Annotated in this window: 14 protein-coding genes; 8 read left to right on the top strand and 6 right to left on the bottom strand. The window is 72.0% G+C overall.

Annotation, left to right across the window (positions count from 1 at the left end; all coding sequences use genetic code 11):
* Nucleotides 1-444: 444 nt before the first annotated feature.
* Nucleotides 445-1,497, top strand: coding sequence for an AI-2E family transporter (locus tag ACZ6R6_RS19780; protein ID WP_470095223.1), 1,053 nt, complete (start codon nucleotides 445-447; stop codon nucleotides 1,495-1,497).
* Here the strand turns inward: ACZ6R6_RS19780 and ACZ6R6_RS19775 are convergent.
* The gene (locus ACZ6R6_RS19775) at nucleotides 1,460-2,077 is read right to left on the bottom strand and encodes a response regulator (protein WP_470095221.1); all 618 of its coding nucleotides are present in this window, start codon (nucleotides 2,075-2,077) and stop codon (nucleotides 1,460-1,462) included. The two genes, ACZ6R6_RS19780 and ACZ6R6_RS19775, sit on opposite strands and share 38 nt — an antisense overlap.
* Nucleotides 2,074-3,156, bottom strand: coding sequence for a sensor histidine kinase (locus ACZ6R6_RS19770; RefSeq protein WP_470095219.1), 1,083 nt, complete (start codon nucleotides 3,154-3,156; stop codon nucleotides 2,074-2,076). Before ACZ6R6_RS19770 ends, ACZ6R6_RS19775 begins: the two co-directional genes overlap by 4 nt.
* A 152-nt stretch (nucleotides 3,157-3,308) precedes the next feature.
* Between ACZ6R6_RS19770 and ACZ6R6_RS19765 the strand changes: the two genes are divergently transcribed.
* The 3 genes from ACZ6R6_RS19765 to ACZ6R6_RS19755 all read left to right on the top strand — a co-directional run bounded on the left by ACZ6R6_RS19765 (nucleotide 3,309) and on the right by ACZ6R6_RS19755 (nucleotide 5,864).
* Nucleotides 3,309-4,304: an ABC transporter permease gene (locus ACZ6R6_RS19765; RefSeq protein WP_470095217.1), complete on the top strand. Its 996-nt coding sequence runs from the start codon at nucleotides 3,309-3,311 to the stop codon at nucleotides 4,302-4,304.
* A complete protein-coding gene (locus tag ACZ6R6_RS19760; RefSeq protein ID WP_470095215.1) occupies nucleotides 4,301-5,008 on the top strand; it encodes an ABC transporter ATP-binding protein in 708 nt (235 codons plus the stop codon). The genes ACZ6R6_RS19765 and ACZ6R6_RS19760 overlap by 4 nt, the downstream gene beginning before the upstream one ends.
* A 190-nt stretch (nucleotides 5,009-5,198) precedes the next feature.
* Complete coding sequence (locus tag ACZ6R6_RS19755; protein WP_470095213.1) at nucleotides 5,199-5,864, top strand: DUF6597 domain-containing transcriptional factor; 666 nt, start codon at nucleotides 5,199-5,201, stop codon at nucleotides 5,862-5,864.
* A gap of 224 nt (nucleotides 5,865-6,088) precedes the next feature.
* On the opposite strand, the gene ACZ6R6_RS19750 is transcribed toward ACZ6R6_RS19755, so the two are convergent.
* The 3 genes from ACZ6R6_RS19750 to ACZ6R6_RS19740 form a co-directional block, all read right to left on the bottom strand.
* Complete coding sequence (locus tag ACZ6R6_RS19750; protein WP_470095211.1) at nucleotides 6,089-6,853, bottom strand: arylamine N-acetyltransferase family protein; 765 nt, start codon at nucleotides 6,851-6,853, stop codon at nucleotides 6,089-6,091.
* A 79-nt stretch (nucleotides 6,854-6,932) separates the two neighbouring features.
* Nucleotides 6,933-7,775: a PhzF family phenazine biosynthesis protein gene (locus ACZ6R6_RS19745; RefSeq protein WP_470095209.1), complete on the bottom strand. Its 843-nt coding sequence runs from the start codon at nucleotides 7,773-7,775 to the stop codon at nucleotides 6,933-6,935.
* Between the two features lie 38 nt (nucleotides 7,776-7,813).
* On the bottom strand, nucleotides 7,814-9,199 hold the full coding sequence (locus tag ACZ6R6_RS19740; protein WP_470095207.1) for a hypothetical protein: 1,386 nt from the start codon (nucleotides 9,197-9,199) through the stop codon (nucleotides 7,814-7,816).
* A 127-nt stretch (nucleotides 9,200-9,326) separates the two neighbouring features.
* On the opposite strand from ACZ6R6_RS19740, the gene ACZ6R6_RS19735 reads away from it, so the two are divergent.
* Nucleotides 9,327-9,578 carry a LapA family protein gene (locus ACZ6R6_RS19735; RefSeq protein ID WP_470095205.1) on the top strand — a complete coding sequence of 84 codons (252 nt, stop codon included), beginning with the start codon at nucleotides 9,327-9,329 and terminating at the stop codon, nucleotides 9,576-9,578.
* Here ACZ6R6_RS19735 and ACZ6R6_RS19730 read toward each other — a convergent pair.
* Complete coding sequence (locus ACZ6R6_RS19730; RefSeq protein ID WP_470095203.1) at nucleotides 9,535-10,734, bottom strand: MFS transporter; 1,200 nt, start codon at nucleotides 10,732-10,734, stop codon at nucleotides 9,535-9,537. The two genes, ACZ6R6_RS19735 and ACZ6R6_RS19730, sit on opposite strands and share 44 nt — an antisense overlap.
* Nucleotides 10,735-10,784: 50 nt before the next feature.
* On the opposite strand from ACZ6R6_RS19730, the gene ACZ6R6_RS19725 reads away from it, so the two are divergent.
* From ACZ6R6_RS19725 to narJ, 3 genes are read left to right on the top strand one after another with little or no spacing between them, the layout of a single operon-like run.
* Nucleotides 10,785-14,327, top strand: coding sequence for a nitrate reductase subunit alpha (locus ACZ6R6_RS19725; protein ID WP_470095201.1), 3,543 nt, complete (start codon nucleotides 10,785-10,787; stop codon nucleotides 14,325-14,327).
* Complete coding sequence (gene narH, locus ACZ6R6_RS19720) at nucleotides 14,327-15,955, top strand: nitrate reductase subunit beta (RefSeq protein ID WP_470095199.1); 1,629 nt, start codon at nucleotides 14,327-14,329, stop codon at nucleotides 15,953-15,955. The genes ACZ6R6_RS19725 and narH overlap by 1 nt, the downstream gene beginning before the upstream one ends.
* A complete protein-coding gene (gene narJ, locus ACZ6R6_RS19715; protein ID WP_470095198.1) occupies nucleotides 15,952-16,530 on the top strand; it encodes a nitrate reductase molybdenum cofactor assembly chaperone in 579 nt (192 codons plus the stop codon). The genes narH and narJ overlap by 4 nt, the downstream gene beginning before the upstream one ends.
* Nucleotides 16,531-16,582 lie beyond the last annotated feature (52 nt).

Below are 16,582 nucleotides of genomic sequence, written 5' to 3'. Positions count from 1 at the left end.
GGGACGGGGTTGTGCTTCATGCACTGGCTTTTAACACACTGTTGAGTTCTCAAGAAACGGACGCGTTCTCCGTCACCGTGACCATGGTCCCGGCTTCAGGGCGTTCCATTCCGTGTTCCCATTTTATCAGGCCCGCCCGGTCTGTGTCAAACTGTCGCTTTCCGCGTCAGCCGTTCCAGACCCGCCGAACCCGCTAGGATGTCGACCGCTCCGCTTCCGGAGCAACCCTTCTAACTTACTCCGACATCCGGCTCTTGTCGAATCGGATCCCGCCGCGACGCACGCGTCCCAGCGAAGGGAGGTGGTCAGAAGGGGTTCCCGAGGCTCTGGCGATCTCCGCCTACCCCCTCGGGCCTGTGAACTCTATGTACGCCGTCCCCTTCCGTCAAATCGACGGCGGGCCGCCCGGAGACGTGTTTTCCGCCCCATGGGTAGAGACCCGACATGACGGACCAACGACTGGTGCCCCGGGCACTCATCGGGCTGCTCTGCACCGCGAGTGCCGTGGTCACACTGGCCGGGATCAAAGAGGTCGGATCGATCGTCGGCCCCGTGCTGCTGGCCCTCGTGCTCGTCCTCGCGGTCTCCCCGGTCAGGACCTGGCTCCAGAAACGCGGCGCCCCCGGATGGACGCTGATCGCGGTCCCGCTGACCATCGTGCTGCTCCTGCTGTTGGGCATGGTGACGATCCTGACCATCGCGGTCGCGGAGACGGCCAACCTCGTCCCTGCCTACGGCCCGCAGTTCGACCAACTGCTCGCCGAGGCGCAGAAGCTGGCGGCGAGGTTCGGTATCGGCACCGAGCAGGTGAACCAGACGATCAAGTCGTTCGACCTGGGCAAGATCTTCACGCTCGTCCAGGGGTTCGCCAGCGGGCTGCTCGGCGTGTTCACCAGCCTCATCCTCATCGTCGTCCTGGTGCTGGCCATGTGCCTGGACGCGCGGTCCTTCTCCCAGGTCCTGGCCTCAGGCGCCGCCCACCGCCCCAGGCTCGTCCAGGCGCTTGGGGACTTCGCCCACAAGACCCGCCGCTATCTCGTCGTCTCGACGGTGTTCGGTCTCATCTGCTCCGTCCTGGACGTGGCCGCGCTCTGGCTGCTCGAGGTGCCCCTCCCGCTGCTGTGGGGGGTGCTGGCACTGATCACCAACTACATTCCGAACGTGGGCTTCGTCCTCGGGCTGATCCCGCCGGCCCTGCTCGGCCTGCTTGAGGGCGGCCCGAAAACGATGATCTTCGTGATCCTCTCCTACATGCTGATCAATTTCGTGATCCAGTCGCTCATCCAGCCCAAGTTCCTCGGCGACGCCGTCGGCCTGTCCACGACCATGACACTGCTGTCCCTGCTGGTGTGGGCGTTCGTGCTCGGCCCGCTGGGCGCGCTGCTCGCCATCCCCCTCAGCCTGCTGGTCCGGGCGCTGCTCATCGACAGCGATCCCAACGGCGAGTGGGCCGCGGCCCTCATCTCCGGAGAAGTCCCCGCCGGCGAGCGGCCATGACCGCTCCGGTCCGGTTGTCCACCTCCAGCTTCGCGTAGATGTGCACCAGATGGCTCTTCACCGTTGCCTCGCTGATGAACAGCTCCCGGGCGATCTGCCGGTTCGACAGCCCGTCGGCCACCAGGGCGACGATCTCGACCTCCCGAGGGGAGAGCGGCGCCTGCGGTGACCGCATCCGGGTCACCAGCCTGGCCGCGACCGGCGGGGCGAGGATGGTCTCCCCCCGCACCACCGCCCGGATGGCGTCGAGCAGGTCGTCGGTGGGGGCGTCCTTCAGCAGGTAGCCCGCCGCCCCCGCCTCGATGGCGGTGAAGATGTCGCCGTCGGTGTCATAGGTCGTCAGCACCAGCACCCGGGGTGGGCTTGGCAGCCGGCCGATCAGCCGGGTGCTCTCCGCGCCGGACATCCCGGCCCCCAGACGCAGGTCCATCAGCACGACGTCCGTGCCGGGGGCCAGCCGTACGGCCTCCTCGCCCGTGGCCGCCTCACCGACCACGGCCATGTCGGCGGCCTGGTCGAAGACCGCGCGCAGGCCCTTGCGGACGACGGGGTGGTCGTCGACGAGCAGCAGGCGGATCACGGCACGGGGAGGGTGACGGCCAGGGCCGTACCGAGGCCGGGGGCGGACTCGACGGTGACCGCGCCGCCGAGTTCGGCGGCGCGGTCACGGATGAAGCCGAGACCGTTGCCCGACCTGATCAGCGGGTCGAAACCGCGTCCGTCGTCCACGATGTCCATCGCCACTTCGTCCTCCATGTAGGTCAGCGTGAGCGCGGCCCTGCCCGCCTCCGCGTGCCGGGAGACGTTGGCCAGCCCGCCCTGGGCGATCCTGAGCAGCGCGATCTCGGCCCGGCGGGGCAGTGTGTACGGCTCGCCGTCGAGCTGGAAGGCGGCCCCCTCACGGGAGCAGAGGCGGCGCAGCGCCTCCTCCAGGGAGCCGTCCAGGCCCGGCGGCGTCAGGGCGTGGACGAAGCGGCGCGCCTCGGCGAGGTTGTCCTCGGCCGCGCGCATCGCCTCCCCCACGTATCCGGCCGGGTCCGGCGGGGCGGCGCGCAGCAGCAGGACGATGCTGGACAGGCCCTGGGCGAGGGTGTCGTGGATCTCCCTGGCCAGCCGCTGGCGTTCGGCGAGCACCCCGGCCTCGTGCTGGGTCTCGGCCAGCTCCGCGCGTGTGCGGGTGAGCTCGTCGATGAGATCCCGGCGGCGCTCGCTCTCCCGGTACAGGGCCGCGTATCCGGTGACCATGAGGATGGCCGCCAGCGCGCCGATGACCGGGCCGACCACCTGGGCGGGGTTGAGCGGGGGGTCATGCAGGGCGAGCGTGCCGACGCTGACCGCGGTGAGGGCGATCACGGCCGGGACGCCCGCGCGCAGCGGCAGCAGGTGCAGGCAGACGAAGAACAGCGGGAACGCCAGCCAGACGAAATCCATGGTGAGCAGGCCAAGCGCCGTCCAGATCAGGATGACGGCCGCCAGCCAGACCAGCGACGCCGTGCGGCGCCGGCCGAGGGTGAGGCCGGCCGCGTAGACGGCACCGAGCAGGACTCCCCCGGCCACGGCCGCCCACGCCCCGGACAGGCGGATCAGGCCGATCGCGAGCAGCGCGTAGAACACGCCGTGCAGGCCGGACCTCAGCAGCCGCACCGCCGGAATCTCCATCTCCCCTCCCATATATCCAGGTTAGAAGGGGTTTGAGGGGTGCTCGCATCCAACCTTCGGTTGATCCGCGGACCGATCGGAGGCGCGATGCCCCGGGCAGGCGGGACCGGAGAGTCTGACGGGAGTCAAGAGACAACCGACCGGAGACCCACGTGTTCATCGCATTGAGAGACATCCGATCCGCCAAAGGACGGTTCACCCTCATGGGTGCCGTCGTGGCGCTCATCACCTTGCTCGTCGTCCTGCTGTCAGGGCTCACCTCCGGGCTCGCCGGGGAGAACATCTCCGCCATCGAGAGCCTGAAGGGTGACCGGATCGCGTTCGGGGGCGAGGAGATCTCCTTCTCCGGCAGCACGGTCACCGCCGCGCAGTGGAGGGGGCTGGGCGGGCAGCCGCTGGGGATCACGCAGACGCAGCTCACCCATGACGGCGCAGGCCAGGCGGTCGCGGTCTTCGGCTCGGAGTCCCTGGGCCCGGTACGGCAGGCGGACGGCGAGCTGGCCGTACCGCCCGGCCTCGACCTGGCCCCGGGGGACACCGTGACGATCGGCGGCCGGCCGTACCGGGTCACCGCGATCGGCCCGGACCTCTCCTACGGCCACACTCCCGTGGTGTGGTCCACGCTCGCGGACTGGCAGCGCCTGGCGCACGCCGGACCGGACACCGCGACCGTGGCCGTGCTGAGCGGCGACGCCCCCGGGCGGACGCTGGGCACGCACCCCGTCACCAAGGAGGAGTCCCTGGCCGGGATCGGCTCCTACTCCTCCGAGAACGGCTCGCTGACGATGATGCGGGGTTTCCTGTTCGCCATCTCGGCGCTGGTCATCGGGGCGTTCTTCACCGTGTGGACGGTTCAGCGCCAGGGGGACATCGCCATCATGAAGGCGCTCGGCGCGTCGAGCGGTTATCTGATGCGCGACGCCCTGGCCCAGGCGCTGATCGTGCTGATGGTCGGCGGCGGGATCGGCGGGGCCGCCGGGCTCGGGATCGGGGCGCTCGCCGAACGGGTCATGCCGTTCGTGGTCGACGTCTCGACGACGCTCGCGCCGGTGCTGGCCATGATCGCCCTTGGGATGGCGGGGGCCGGGCTCGCCGTCCGCCGCATCACCTCCGTCGACCCGCTGATCGCCCTGGGGAGCGCCCGATGAGCCTGGAACTGACCGACCTGCGCCTCACCTACGCCGACGGCGACGCCACGCTGGTCGCGCTCGACGATGTGTCCCTGACCGTGCGGCCCGGAGAGCTGGTCGCGGTGGTGGGGCCGTCGGGATCCGGCAAGTCCAGCCTGCTGGCCGTCGCCGGGACCCTGCTGCGGCCCGGCTCCGGCCGGGTCGTCATCGCCGGGACCGACGCCTCACGGCTCGGTGACAGGGAGCGTACGGCGCTGCGCAGGGAGCGGATCGGCATCGTCTTCCAGCAGGCCAACCTGATCGCCTCACTCACCGCGCTGGAGCAGCTGCTGGTCATGGACCACATGCGGGGCGGCGACTCCGGAAGGGCCGCCGATCTGCTGCGGACGGTGGGACTGGCCGGCAAGGAGAACCGGCGGCCGCACCAGCTCTCCGGGGGCGAGCGGCAGCGGGTCAACATCGCTCGCGCGCTGATGAGCGACCCGGCCGTGCTGCTGGTCGACGAGCCCACCTCCGCGCTGGACCACGCGCGCGGCACGGAGATCATGGGGCTGCTGGCGGAGCTGACCGGGGAGCGCGCGGTCGCGACCCTGCTGGTCACGCATGACGTCGCGCAGATCGGCCACGCGCACCGGGTCACGGAGATGGACGACGGCCGCCTGTCGGAGCGCCGGGCCGGTCTCCCGCCGGGGATCCCGGCACTACGGCCGGGGGTCCGGTAGCGGTCCCGTCCCCGCCGCCGGCGCGCACGCGGCGGCGCGGTCGAGCAGCAGCGTGCGCTCACGTCCGTACGATTTCTCCGGCCCCTCCCCGTGGCCCCCGTCACGGGCGGCCGGCGGAGCCGTACTCCCGGCGGGTGCCCCGGCCCGGGCTCCGGGAGCACCGGGACCCGGCCGGCCGTAGCCTGGGGGCATGTACCGCGAGTGGGCCCCGGATCCGGCGATCGCCGGGCGAGTGGCCTGCCTCTGGACGTCGACGGCGGACTCGGCGACGACGAGCCTGGTGGTCCCCGACGGCTGCGTCGATCTCATCTGGGGGCCGGACGGGCCGCAGGTCGCCGGCCCCGACACCGGGCCGAAGCCCGTCCGGATGTCCCCCGGCGACCGCTACGTCGGGATCCGGTTCCGGCCCGGCGCGGTGGGCGAGGTGTTCGGCGTGCCGGTCGAGGCCCTGCGTGATCTGCGGGTGCCGCTGGCCGAGCTGGGCGTGCTGCCGGAGCTGACGGTCGAGACCATGCAGGAGGCCCTGACCGTACGGCTGCGCACGGCGCCCGGGCCCGACCCCGCCGCGCCGGCGATCGCGGCGGCGCTGCGGACCGGGCGGAGCGTCGCGGAGGTGGCCCGGGACCTCGGGCTCGGCGAGCGGCAACTCCACCGCAGATCGCTGCGGTCCTTCGGGTACGGCCCCAAGATGCTCCAGCGGATCGTCAGGTTCCAGCGGGCGCTACGGCTGGCCCGGCGCGGGACGGCGCTGGCCGAGGTGGCCGTGGCCAGCGGATACGCCGACCAGGCGCACCTGGCCAACGAGGTCAGACGGCTGGCCGGGGTCCCGCTGGGACGGCTTCTGAAGCGGCCGTAGGGGCGCGGGCCCCGGCGGCCGGTCGCGGGCCGGGCCCGGACGTCCGGCCCCGGCGTGGGACGGGCGTCCCCGGGCCGCGCGGGGCACCGGGCACGCGCCGCCCGGCGGCGGCTTGGGACACTGGCGGGCATGGAGCGACGGCGCTGGGGCATCGACGAGCGGTTCACCGGTATCGCCGACGGGAGGGCCATCGCCGCCGCCGGGGTTCGCCGCCCACGGCCATCTCATCCGTCTGATCGTCGAGGTGCCGTGGGCAGCCGGGTCAGCTCGATGCCGAAAAGGTCGCGGTAGGCGGCGAACGTCTCGGCGTCGGTGGTCAGGCGCCGTTCCCGGCGTCCGTCCGCCGAGGTCTCGACGAGCAGCCTGTCGCTCAGCGTGACGCGGCCCGTCTCGGTGAGCCGCGAGCAGACGAGCGACCGGGTGAAGTGCGACTTGGGCGAGGTCTGGTGCCACCAGCAGGCCGGCTCGAAGTCGGCCAGGGCACGCGGCCGCTGTTCGAGACGGTATTCCAGCGAGCCGTTCCTGAACACGTCGAGGTCGCCGTCGCGGGCCTCGGCGACGCGGAAGGCGCCGCCGGGGTCGGACTGGTCGGTGCGCAGGTCGAGGCGGAGCGGGTGGTGGCTGAACGTGCCGAAGCCGACGTCGACGAGCCACGGATCGGGGGCGTCGACCCGCAGTGCGAGGTGGTCGAAGGGCGGCCCGAGGGAGTCGTCGCCGACCGGCCGGGCCGACAGCAGGGTCACCCGGTAGCCCAGCGAGCGCAGCAGCGCGGCGAAGGCCCCGTTGACCTCGTAGCAGAAGCCGCCCCGGTGCCTGCCGACGATCTTCTCGACCAGTTCCCGCTCGTCGAGCACGACGGGTTCGCCGAGGTGGATGCTCAGGTTCTCGAACGGGACCGTCAGCAGGTGGCGCAGTTGCAGCTCGCGCAGTGACCGCGCGTCCGGGGCCGCGGGGCGGGCGGCGCCGATCCGCTTGAGATATCCGTCCATGGCCTGATTCACTCACACCGCGGATCGGCCGCGCCACCCGCACGGGCCCCGGCCCGCGGGCGGGACCGAGGTCCGGGACCTACATCGCCACGGCTCCGCCGCTCACCCGGGTGCGTCCGTCGGGCTCGGCGATCGAGACCTTCAGCTCGCTGGGCTGCCCCATGTCGACGCCCTGGATGATCGTGAACTCGTCCTGGCCGGTCCCCAGGGTCCGCAGGTAGCCGCCGAAGGCGGCGGCCGCGGCCCCGGTGGCCGGGTCCTCGACGACGCCGCCGACGGGGAAGGGGTTGCGGGAGTGGAAGCGCCCGTCGTGCTCCCGCCAGAACAGGTTCACCGTCGTCCAGCCCTCGCGCGTCATGATCGAGCGCAGCGCCTCGAAGTCGTAGTCGAGGCGCGTCAGGCGTCCGCGTGAGCCTGCGGCGAGCATGAGGTGGTCGTTCCCGCCGAAGGCGACGTGCGGCGGGAACGCCGGGTCCAGGTCGTCGCGGGACCAGCCGAGCACCGCGAGCGTCTCCTCCAGCACCGGCTCGGCCACCGGCCTGGAGCGCGTGGGCACGCTGGTGAGCGTCGCGCGCAGCGTCTCGCCGTCGACGAGGGTGTCCACGGCGATCTCGCCCGCGTTGGCATCGAAGACCAGTGGCCCGGCCCCGAGCCGCTCGGCCAGGGCCACCGAGGCGGCGATCGTGGCGTGACCGCAGAAGGCGACCTCCGCCGTGGGCGCGAAGTAGCGGACGCGGAAGGCGCGGGCCTCGTCGTCGCGTTCGGTGATGAAGGCGGTCTCGGAGTAGCCGACCTCCGCGGCGATGGCCAGCATCTCGCTGTCGGACAGTCCCGCGGCGTCGAGGACGACGCCGGCGGGATTGCCCCCCTTGGGGTCGTGGGTGAAAGCGGTGTAGCGCAGGATCTCGATGTCGTCCGTCACATCTGCGAACATATCGGGCGCGATGCCGGTCCGGCCCTTCAGGCGGACGCGGGGACGGGCGCGTGCGGCGCCGGGTCCGGCGTCCGGGTGGGAGTCTTGGGCCGGCGGCGGCCCCAGGGCATGGCCAGGGCCAGGATCGGCAGGAGCACGATGGAGCACTGGGCCCAGATCGAGTGGAGCTCCCACCAGGTCTTGGTGTCGAACTGGGTCATGTAGAGGTAGCCGTATCCGGCCCAGAGGGAGACGCCGATGATGGCGGGCCAGGCGAAGCGGGTGGGGCGGGCCACCAGGAACGGCATGAACCACAGCAGGTACTGGGCGCCGAGGCGGGGGGTGGCGACCATGAAGGCGAGCAGCAGGGCGGTGGTGAGGTCGACCGGGTCGGCGCGCCGCCACAGGAAGGCGACCACCAGCAGCGTGATGTAGATCAGCCGCGTGCCGAACGTGGCGATCCCGGCGTGGAGCGTCCAGTCGCCGCCGACCAGGATCGCGCTGTAGCCCCACTCGCCGACGATCGGCCGGATGTCCTGGATCACGCGGATGACCTCGGGGATCTGGCTCAGCGAGGTGCCCGCGAAGACGGGCAGGGTGACCAGGAAGAAGACCGGGGCGACGCCGGTGGCGACGAACGCCACGGCCCGCGCGCGGAAGGTGGGCAGCAGCAGGAGCATGCCGGGGATCAGCCAGATCGGCCAGCTCTTGGCGCACAGGGCCAGGCCCATCAGCAGGCCGGCGAACAGCGCCCGGCGGAGGGTCTCCTTCTCGCCGGGGTGCGGGGCGAGCGCCCGCCGCACCACGCCGGCCGGCCCCAGGGCGTGCCGTACGGCGCCGCCGACGCCGAGGGCCGCGACGCTCCGCCGTGCCAGCGCGGCCACGTCGGTCGTGAGGCCCGGCCGGTCGGGGCTGCCCGGGCCGCGGGCGACCACGAACGCGGCCACGCCGAAGGCCAGCGCGACCGGCTCGACCTGGCCGTGGACGGAGGCGACGAGGATGGCCAGCGGGTTGCAGGCGTACTGGAAGGCGCGCAGTGAGGCGGTGGCGCCGCCGGCGAGCCTGCCGACCAGCGGGATCAGCGCGATGTCGGCCACCACGGTGACCAGCCGGCCGCCGATCTCCCACGGGATGCCCAGCCAGAGCAGCAGGCCGTACACGTAGGGGATGGTCGGCAGGAAGTGCCAGCCGCCCTCGCTGCCGAGCACGGGGTCCTCACGGTTCAGGATCGCCTCGCCCGCGGGCTTGAAGCTCTCCATGAAGTCGACCGGCTGCCAGGTGTCGATCGCCGAGGTGGTCATGATGAGCACCCGGAACCCGATCCCCACCGCGAGGATGGCCAGCAGGGAGGGCCGCCACCCCTTCCACTGCGCGACCAGAGCGAGCACGACACCTGAGACGAGGACGAGCCCCGTGAGAATTGCGTAATCCATGACGGGTAACAGACTGCCGGAAGCCACGGCCAACCACCCACCCGGTCGTCAAAACGAGACCAGTCTCTCAGCTTTCCTATCCTAGAGTAGTTGAAAAGTCGCATTCCGTGGTGACGGGAGGCAGAACATGACAAGGACACCGCCGGACGGGCCCCGCCCGTCCGGCGGCCGGCCGGCCGCGATGTCGCCGCGCGGATGGACCGCCCTGGTGCTGGCCGTGCTCGGCGGGATCTTCATCGCCCAGAACCGCGACCGCGTCCGGATCCAGTGGCTGACGTTCGCCGTGACCTCGCCGCTGTGGACCGCGCTGCTGGCCGTGATACTGGTCGGCGTGCTCATCGGCCTGCTGCTCCGCCGCCGGCCGTCAAAGCGGAGGTGAACGCCCTGCGGGTGTAGAGCAGCGCGGCCAGGGCCGTCACCGCGAGCAGGACGTAGCCGATCACGTAGGTGCCGGTGGCGGTGTAGACGACGCCCATGACCAGCGGCGGGAAGTAACCGCCCAGGCCGCCGGCCGCGCCCACCAGACCGGTCACGGTGCCCACCCTGGACGGCTCGACGAGCCTGGCGACCAGGGCGAAAACGCCCCCGGTGCCGAGGCCGAGGAAGAAGGCCATCAGCACGAAGCAGCCGCCGGCGGGGATCTCCGCGGGCGGGTTGAAGGCCAGGACCAGCGCCATGACGGTGGTCCCCGCGAACGACACCAGCAGCACCCGCACCGGGCCGGCCCGGTCGGACAGCACGCCGCCCAGCGGCCGGGCGGCGACGGCGGCGATCGAGAAGCCCGCGTCGCGCAGGCCGGCCCCGGTCTGCGAGAAGCCGTAGACGTTCTGCAGCAGGGTCGGCAGGTAGGTGGAGAAGGCGACGAACCCGCCGAAGGCGACGGCGTAGAGGAACGCGCACTGCCAGGTGGCCCTGAGCTTCACGGCCTCGCGCATGCGGGGCAGCGCCGGAGCGGTGGACGGCTTCCAGGCGGGCGAGTCGCGGCTGAACAGCAGCATGACGACGGCCATCACCGCCAGCGCGGCGGCCATCAGCAGGTGGGTCTGGATCCGGCCGACGGACTCGACCAGGCGGGGGGTGAGGAACGCCGACAGCGCCGTGCCGCCCATGCCCGCGCCGAAGACGCCGGTGGCGAAGCCGCGGCGGGCGGGGGCGTACCAGGCGTTGACGAAGGGGATGCCCACCGCGAACGAGGTGCCCGCGACACCGAGCAGGAAGCCCCACACCAGCAGCCATCCGTAGGAGTCGACCCAGCCCACGAGGACGACGGGGACGATGCTGACGGCGCAGACGACCGCGGACATCAGCCGCCCGCCGAGCCTGTCGGCGAGCACTCCGACCGGGATCCGGCCGAGGGATCCGACCAGCACCGGGATCGCGACCAGCAGGGAGGTCTGGGTCGGCGACAGGCCGAGCTGCCTGCTGTAGCCCCCGGCGAGCGGGCCGATCAGGTTCCACGCCCAGAAGGTGATCGCGAACGCGGCGGTGGCCAGGACGAGGTTGGCCGTCTGTCCTTTGCGAAGTTCATCCGACATATATACCCCCGAACACCGCAAATATTAACTGTCTGTGATGAACTGGACACATGGCGTCCGATGTCGAGAATCTACTCCTCAGGACAGGCCGGTTCTTCAGAAGGGCACCGGCGAACGACGATCCGCGAACGCTGTATCTGGTCGGGGGCCGCGAGGGCGACTCCTTCTACCGGGACCGCTGGAGCCACGACAAGGTGGTCCGCTCCACGCACGGGGTCAACTGCACCGGCTCGTGCTCGTGGAAGGTCTACGTCAAGGACGGGATCATCACCTGGGAGACCCAGCAGACCGACTATCCGAGCGTCGGCCCGGACCGCCCCGAGTACGAACCGCGCGGCTGCCCCCGGGGCGCGGCCTTCTCCTGGTACACCTACTCCCCCACCCGGGTCCGCTACCCCTACGCGCGCGGGGTGCTGGTGGAGATGTACCGGGAGGCCCGGCACCGTGGCCTCGACCCGGTCGCCGCCTGGGCGGAGATCACCACCGACCCCGGCAGGCGGCGCGCCTACCAGGCCGTCCGGGGCAGGGGCGGGCTGGTCCGGATCGGCTGGCCTGAAGCGACCGAGATGATCGCCGCCGCGCACGTGCACACGATCAAGACCTACGGCCCGGACCGGGTGGCCGGGTTCTCCCCCATCCCCGCCATGTCGATCGTCTCCCACGCGGCCGGCTCGCGGTTCGTCTCGCTCATCGGCGGGGCCATGCTGTCGTTCTACGACTGGTACGCCGACCTGCCCGTCGCCTCCCCGCAGGTCTTCGGCGACCAGACCGACGTGCCGGAGTCGGCCGACTGGTGGGACGCCGCCTACCTGGTGCTGTGGGGCGCGAACGTGCCGGTCACCAGGACCCCGGACGCGCACTACATGGCCGAGGCCCGCTACCGGGGCCAGAAGGTCGTCGTGGTCTCGCCCGACTACAACGACGCGGCGAAGTTCGCCGACGAATGGCTGGCGATCCGGCCGGGCACCGACGGCGCGCTGGCCATGGCGATGGGCCATGTGATCCTCAGGGAGTTCTTCGTCGAGCGGCAGGTGCCGTACTTCACCGGCTACGTCAAGCGCTTCACCGACCTGCCCTTCCTGGTCACGCTCCGCGAGCGCGACGGCGTCCACGTGCCGGACAAGTTCCTCACCGCCGCCGACCTGGGCGACACCGGCGAGGGCGCGCGCTGGAAGACGGTCCTGATGGGTGCCGACGGCCGGCCGGCCGTGCCCAACGGCTCGCTCGGCTTCCGCTGGACCGACTCCGGCCGGGGCCGCTGGAACCTCCACCTGGACGTCGACCCGCTGCTGACCCTGTACGGCGGGCAGGCGGTGGCGGTCGACCTGCCCCGCTTCGACGGCGGGGCGGGCGGCGTGCGCCGGGGCGTGCCGGTGCGCCGGGTGGGCGGGCACCTGGTGACCACGGTCTTCGACCTCATGCTCGCCCAGTACGGCGTGGCCAGGGACGGCCTGCCCGGCACGTGGCCCGGCGGCTACGACGACCCGGCCGGGCCGTACACCCCCGCCTGGCAGGAGCCGATCACCTCGGTCCCGGCGGGCCGGGCGGTGCGGATCGCCCGGGAGATGGCGGAGACGGCGGTGAAGACCGAGGGCCGTTTCATGATCGTGCTGGGCGCGGGCACCACGCAGTGGTTCCACGGCGACACGATCTACCGGGCGTTCCTGTCGCTGCTGCTGCTCACCGGCTGCCAGGGCGTCAACGGCGGCGGCTGGGCGCACTACGTCGGCCAGGAGAAGTGCCGGCCGCTGGCCGGCTGGGCGCAGCTCGCGGGCGGGCTCGACTGGTCCCGGCCGCCGAGGCAGGTGCCGGGCACGCCGTACTGGTACCTGCACACCGACCAGTGGCGCTACGACCGCTTCGACGCCGGGGAGCTGTGCTCGCCGCTGGGGCCGGGCGAGTTCGCCGGCCTGCACACCGCCGACCTGGTGGCGCAGGCGGTGCGCAACGGCTGGATGCCGATGGCGCCCGCCTTCGACCGTAACCCGCTGGAGCTGGGCGAGGCCGAGGACCCGGTGGAGTTCACCCGCCGGGAGCTGCGGGAGGGCAGGCTGAGGTTCGCCGCCGAGACCCCGGACGATCCGCGCAACTGGCCGAGGGTGCTCACGGTGTGGCGCTCGAACCTGTTCGGCTCCTCGGCCAAGGGCAACGAATACTTCCTGCACCACCTGCTGGGCGCCGGCTCCAACCTGCCGGCCCCCGACCCGGACGCCCCGCACGGCAAGCTCGACCTGCTGCTGTCGCTGGACTTCCGCATGACGTCCACGACGCTGTTCTCCGACATCGTCCTGCCGGCCGCGACCTGGTACGAGAAGCACGACCTGTCATCGACCGACATGCACCCGTTCGTGCACGCCTTCAACCCGGCGATCGACCCGCCCTGGGAGACGAAGACCGACTTCGACGCCTTCCACACCATCGCGGCCCGCTTCTCGGAGCTGGCCGCCGAGCATCTGGGGGTGCGCCGGGACGTGGTGGTCGTCACCCCCCAGCACGACACGCCGGGAGAGACCGCGCAGCCCGGCGGCCGCCCGCCGGACGGGCCGGTCGTGCCGGACCTGGCCGTGGTGGAGCGCGACTACGGCGCCGTCGCGGCGAAGATGGCCGCGCTCGGGCCGCTCACCGAGAAGCTGGGGCTGCCGGTCAAGGGGGTGGTCTTCAGGCCCGACGCCGAGGTGGCCTGGCTCGGGCGGAGCAACGGGCTGGCCCGCGACGGGGTCGCCCGGGGGCGCCCGCTGCTGGACACCGAGGCCAGGGCGTGCGAGGCGGTCCTGGCGCTGTCGGGCGTCAGCAACGGCCGGCTGGCGGCGCAGGGCTTCGCCCAGCTGTCGGAGCGGACGGGGACCGACCTGTCGGGGCTGGCGCACGACGGCCACCGGATCGTCTTCTCCGACACCCAGGCCCGGCCGGTCCACGTCGCCTCCAGCCCGGAGTGGTCGGGCAAGGAGGCGCACGACCGGCGCTACTCGCCCTTCACCATCAACGTCGAGCACGGCAAGCCCTGGCACACGCTCACCGGGCGCATGCACTTCTTCCTCGACCACGACTGGATGCACGAGTACGGCGAGGCCCTGCCGGTCTACCGGCCGCCGCTGGACATCGTGGCGCTGTTCGGCGAGGACGAGCAGGTGCGGGACGGGATCGTGGTCCGCTACCTCACCCCGCACTCCAAGTGGTCGATCCACTCCGAGTATCAGGACAACCTGCTCATGCTGACCCTCTCGCGGGGCGGTCCGACGATCTGGATGTCGGTCGAGGACGCCGCGGCGGCCGGGGTGGCCGACAACGACTGGGTCGAGGCGGCCAACCGCAACGGCGTGGTCGTGGCCAGGGCGGTCGTGTCGCACCGGATGCCCGCCGGGACCGTGTACATGTACCACGTGCAGGAGCGCGTGGTGGACGTGCCGCTCTCGGAGCGGACGGGCCGCCGCGGCGGCATCCACAACTCGCTGACCCGGGTGCTGATCAAACCGACGCACATGATCGGCGCGTACGGGCAGCTCTCGTACGCCTTCAACTACCTCGGTCCCACCGGCAACCAGCGCGACGAGATCACCGCCATCCGCCGCCGCTCGCAGGAGGTCGACTACTGATGCGTGTCATGGCCCAGATCGCCATGGTGATGAACCTCGACAAGTGCATCGGGTGCCACACCTGCTCGGTCACCTGCAAGCAGACGTGGACCAACCGGAGCGGCGTGGAGTACGTCTGGTTCAACAACGTCGAGACCAGGCCGGGGCTGGGCTACCCGCGCCGCTACCAGGACCAGGAGAAGTGGCGGGGCGGCTGGGAGCTCGACCGCAGGGGGCGGCTGACGCTCAAGTCCGGCGGCCGGCTGCGCAGGCTGCTGAGCATCTTCGCCAACCCGATCATGCCGTCCATCCAGGACTACTACGAGCCCTGGACCTACGACTACGAGAACCTGACCTCGGCGCCGCTGTCGGCCGACACCCCGGTGGCCCCGCCGCGCTCGCTGATCAGCAACGAGCCGATGGCCGTGCGGTGGGGCGCGAACTGGGACGACGACCTCGGCGGCGGTCCCGCGCTGGCGGCCCGGGACCCGGTGGTGGAGCGGATCGGCGACCGGGTGCGGCTCGACTTCGAGCGGGCCTTCATGTTCTACCTCCCCCGGATCTGCGAGCACTGCATCAACCCGGCGTGCGTCGCGGCCTGCCCCTCGGGGGCGATGTACAAGCGCACCGAGGACGGGATCGTCCTGGTGGACCAGGACCGGTGCCGGGGCTGGCGGATGTGCGTCACCGGGTGCCCCTACAAGAAGGTCTACTTCAACCACCGGACCGGCAAGGCCGAGAAGTGCACGTTCTGCTATCCCCGGGTGGAGGTCGGGCTGCCGACGGTCTGCTCGGAGACGTGCGTGGGGCGGCTCCGCTATCTCGGGGTGCTCCTCTACGACGCCGACCGGGTCACCGCGGCCGCCTCCGTGCCCGACGACCGGGACCTGTACGAGGCGCAGCTGTCGCTGTTCCTCGACCCCCGGGATCCGGCGGTGGCCGAGGCCGCGACGCGCTCGGGCATCCCCGACGACTGGCTGGAGGCCGCCAGGAGGTCGCCGGTCCACGACCTGATCATGAAGTACCGGATCGCGCTGCCGCTGCACCCGGAGTTCCGCACGATGCCGATGGTCTGGTACGTGCCGCCGCTGTCGCCCGTGGTCGACGCGCTGGCCGGCAGCGGGCACGACGGCGAGGACGCCGGCAACCTGTTCGGCGCGATCGAGACCCTGCGCATCCCCGTGGAGTATCTCGCCGAGCTCTTCACCGCCGGGGACCCGGCGCCGGTGACGGCCTCGCTGCGGCGGCTGGCCGCGATGCGCTCCCACATGCGCCGGATCAACCTCGGCGAGGAGCCCGACCCGTCGATCGGCGCGCGCGCCGGGCTGAGCGGCGAGGACATCGACGGCATGTACCGGCTGCTGGCCCTGGCCAGGTACGAGGACCGTTACGTGATCCCGACGGCCTACGCCACCCGGCCCGGGTCGGTCGAGGAGATCGGCTGCAGCCTCGACTACGAGGGCGGCCCCGGCATGACGGGCCCGTTCGGCGAGGCCTCCGGGCAGCCGGTGCCGGTGTCGGTCGAGAGCTTCCACTCGCTCAGGCAGCGCCAGACGAGCGAGGAGGTCACCCACGAGCGCGTCAACCTCCTCAACTGGGACGGCAAGGGCGTCCCCGAGGGCATGTTCCCCAAGAGGGAGGACCGATGAGCGGCCACCCGGCCGGTCACGGAGCGGACCGCGTGGTGTGGCAGGCCGCCGCGCACCTGCTCGCCTACCCGGACGAGGACTTCTGGGCGCGGCTGCCGCTGGTCCGCCAGGCGGCGGGCGCCCGCTTCGGACCGTTCCTGGACCACCTCGCACGGGTGGACCGGGGCGCTCTGGCCGCGCACTACGTGGAGACCTTCGACTTCAGGCGCCGCTGCTGTCTCTACCTGACCTACTACGTCGACGGGGACACCCGGCGGCGGGGCGAGTCGCTGGCGGCGTTGAAGGTCCGTTACCGGGCCGGCGGGTGGGAGCTGTGCGTCGACGAGCTGCCCGACTACCTGCCCGTGGTGCTGGAGTTCGCCGCGCTCGCCCCGGACGGGGCCGCGATCCTGCGGGACAACCGGGCCGGGCTGGAGCTGCTCCGGCTGGCGCTGCGCGAGTGCGCCTCGCCGTACGGGTCGGTGATCGACGCCGTGTGCGCCACGCTCCCGCCGCTCAGCGGCGCCGAGCGGGCGCTGGTGGCCCGGCTGGCCGGCCAGGGGCCGCCGGCGGAGTCCGTGGGGGTCGACAGGTGAGCGGGCCCGCGAGGTGCGTGGGGCCGGCGGGCACACCGGGGAGGGGGCGCGG

This window comes from Streptosporangium sp. NPDC048886 (genome assembly GCF_055586905.1).
This window is presented reverse-complemented; position numbering and strand designations above follow the sequence as displayed.

Coding starts and splice junctions, on each gene's coding strand:
- narJ (WP_470095198.1), top strand. CDS start 15,952: ATGAGCGGCCACCCGGCCGGTCACGGAGCGGACCGCGTGGTGTGGCAG.
- ACZ6R6_RS19760 (WP_470095215.1), top strand. CDS start 4,301: ATGAGCCTGGAACTGACCGACCTGCGCCTCACCTACGCCGACGGCGAC.
- ACZ6R6_RS19755 (WP_470095213.1), top strand. CDS start 5,199: ATGTACCGCGAGTGGGCCCCGGATCCGGCGATCGCCGGGCGAGTGGCC.
- narH (WP_470095199.1), top strand. CDS start 14,327: ATGCGTGTCATGGCCCAGATCGCCATGGTGATGAACCTCGACAAGTGC.
- ACZ6R6_RS19770 (WP_470095219.1), bottom strand. CDS start 3,156: ATGGAGATTCCGGCGGTGCGGCTGCTGAGGTCCGGCCTGCACGGCGTG.
- ACZ6R6_RS19740 (WP_470095207.1), bottom strand. CDS start 9,199: ATGGATTACGCAATTCTCACGGGGCTCGTCCTCGTCTCAGGTGTCGTG.
- ACZ6R6_RS19735 (WP_470095205.1), top strand. CDS start 9,327: ATGACAAGGACACCGCCGGACGGGCCCCGCCCGTCCGGCGGCCGGCCG.
- ACZ6R6_RS19725 (WP_470095201.1), top strand. CDS start 10,785: ATGGCGTCCGATGTCGAGAATCTACTCCTCAGGACAGGCCGGTTCTTC.
- ACZ6R6_RS19750 (WP_470095211.1), bottom strand. CDS start 6,853: ATGGACGGATATCTCAAGCGGATCGGCGCCGCCCGCCCCGCGGCCCCG.
- ACZ6R6_RS19780 (WP_470095223.1), top strand. CDS start 445: ATGACGGACCAACGACTGGTGCCCCGGGCACTCATCGGGCTGCTCTGC.
- ACZ6R6_RS19730 (WP_470095203.1), bottom strand. CDS start 10,734: ATGTCGGATGAACTTCGCAAAGGACAGACGGCCAACCTCGTCCTGGCC.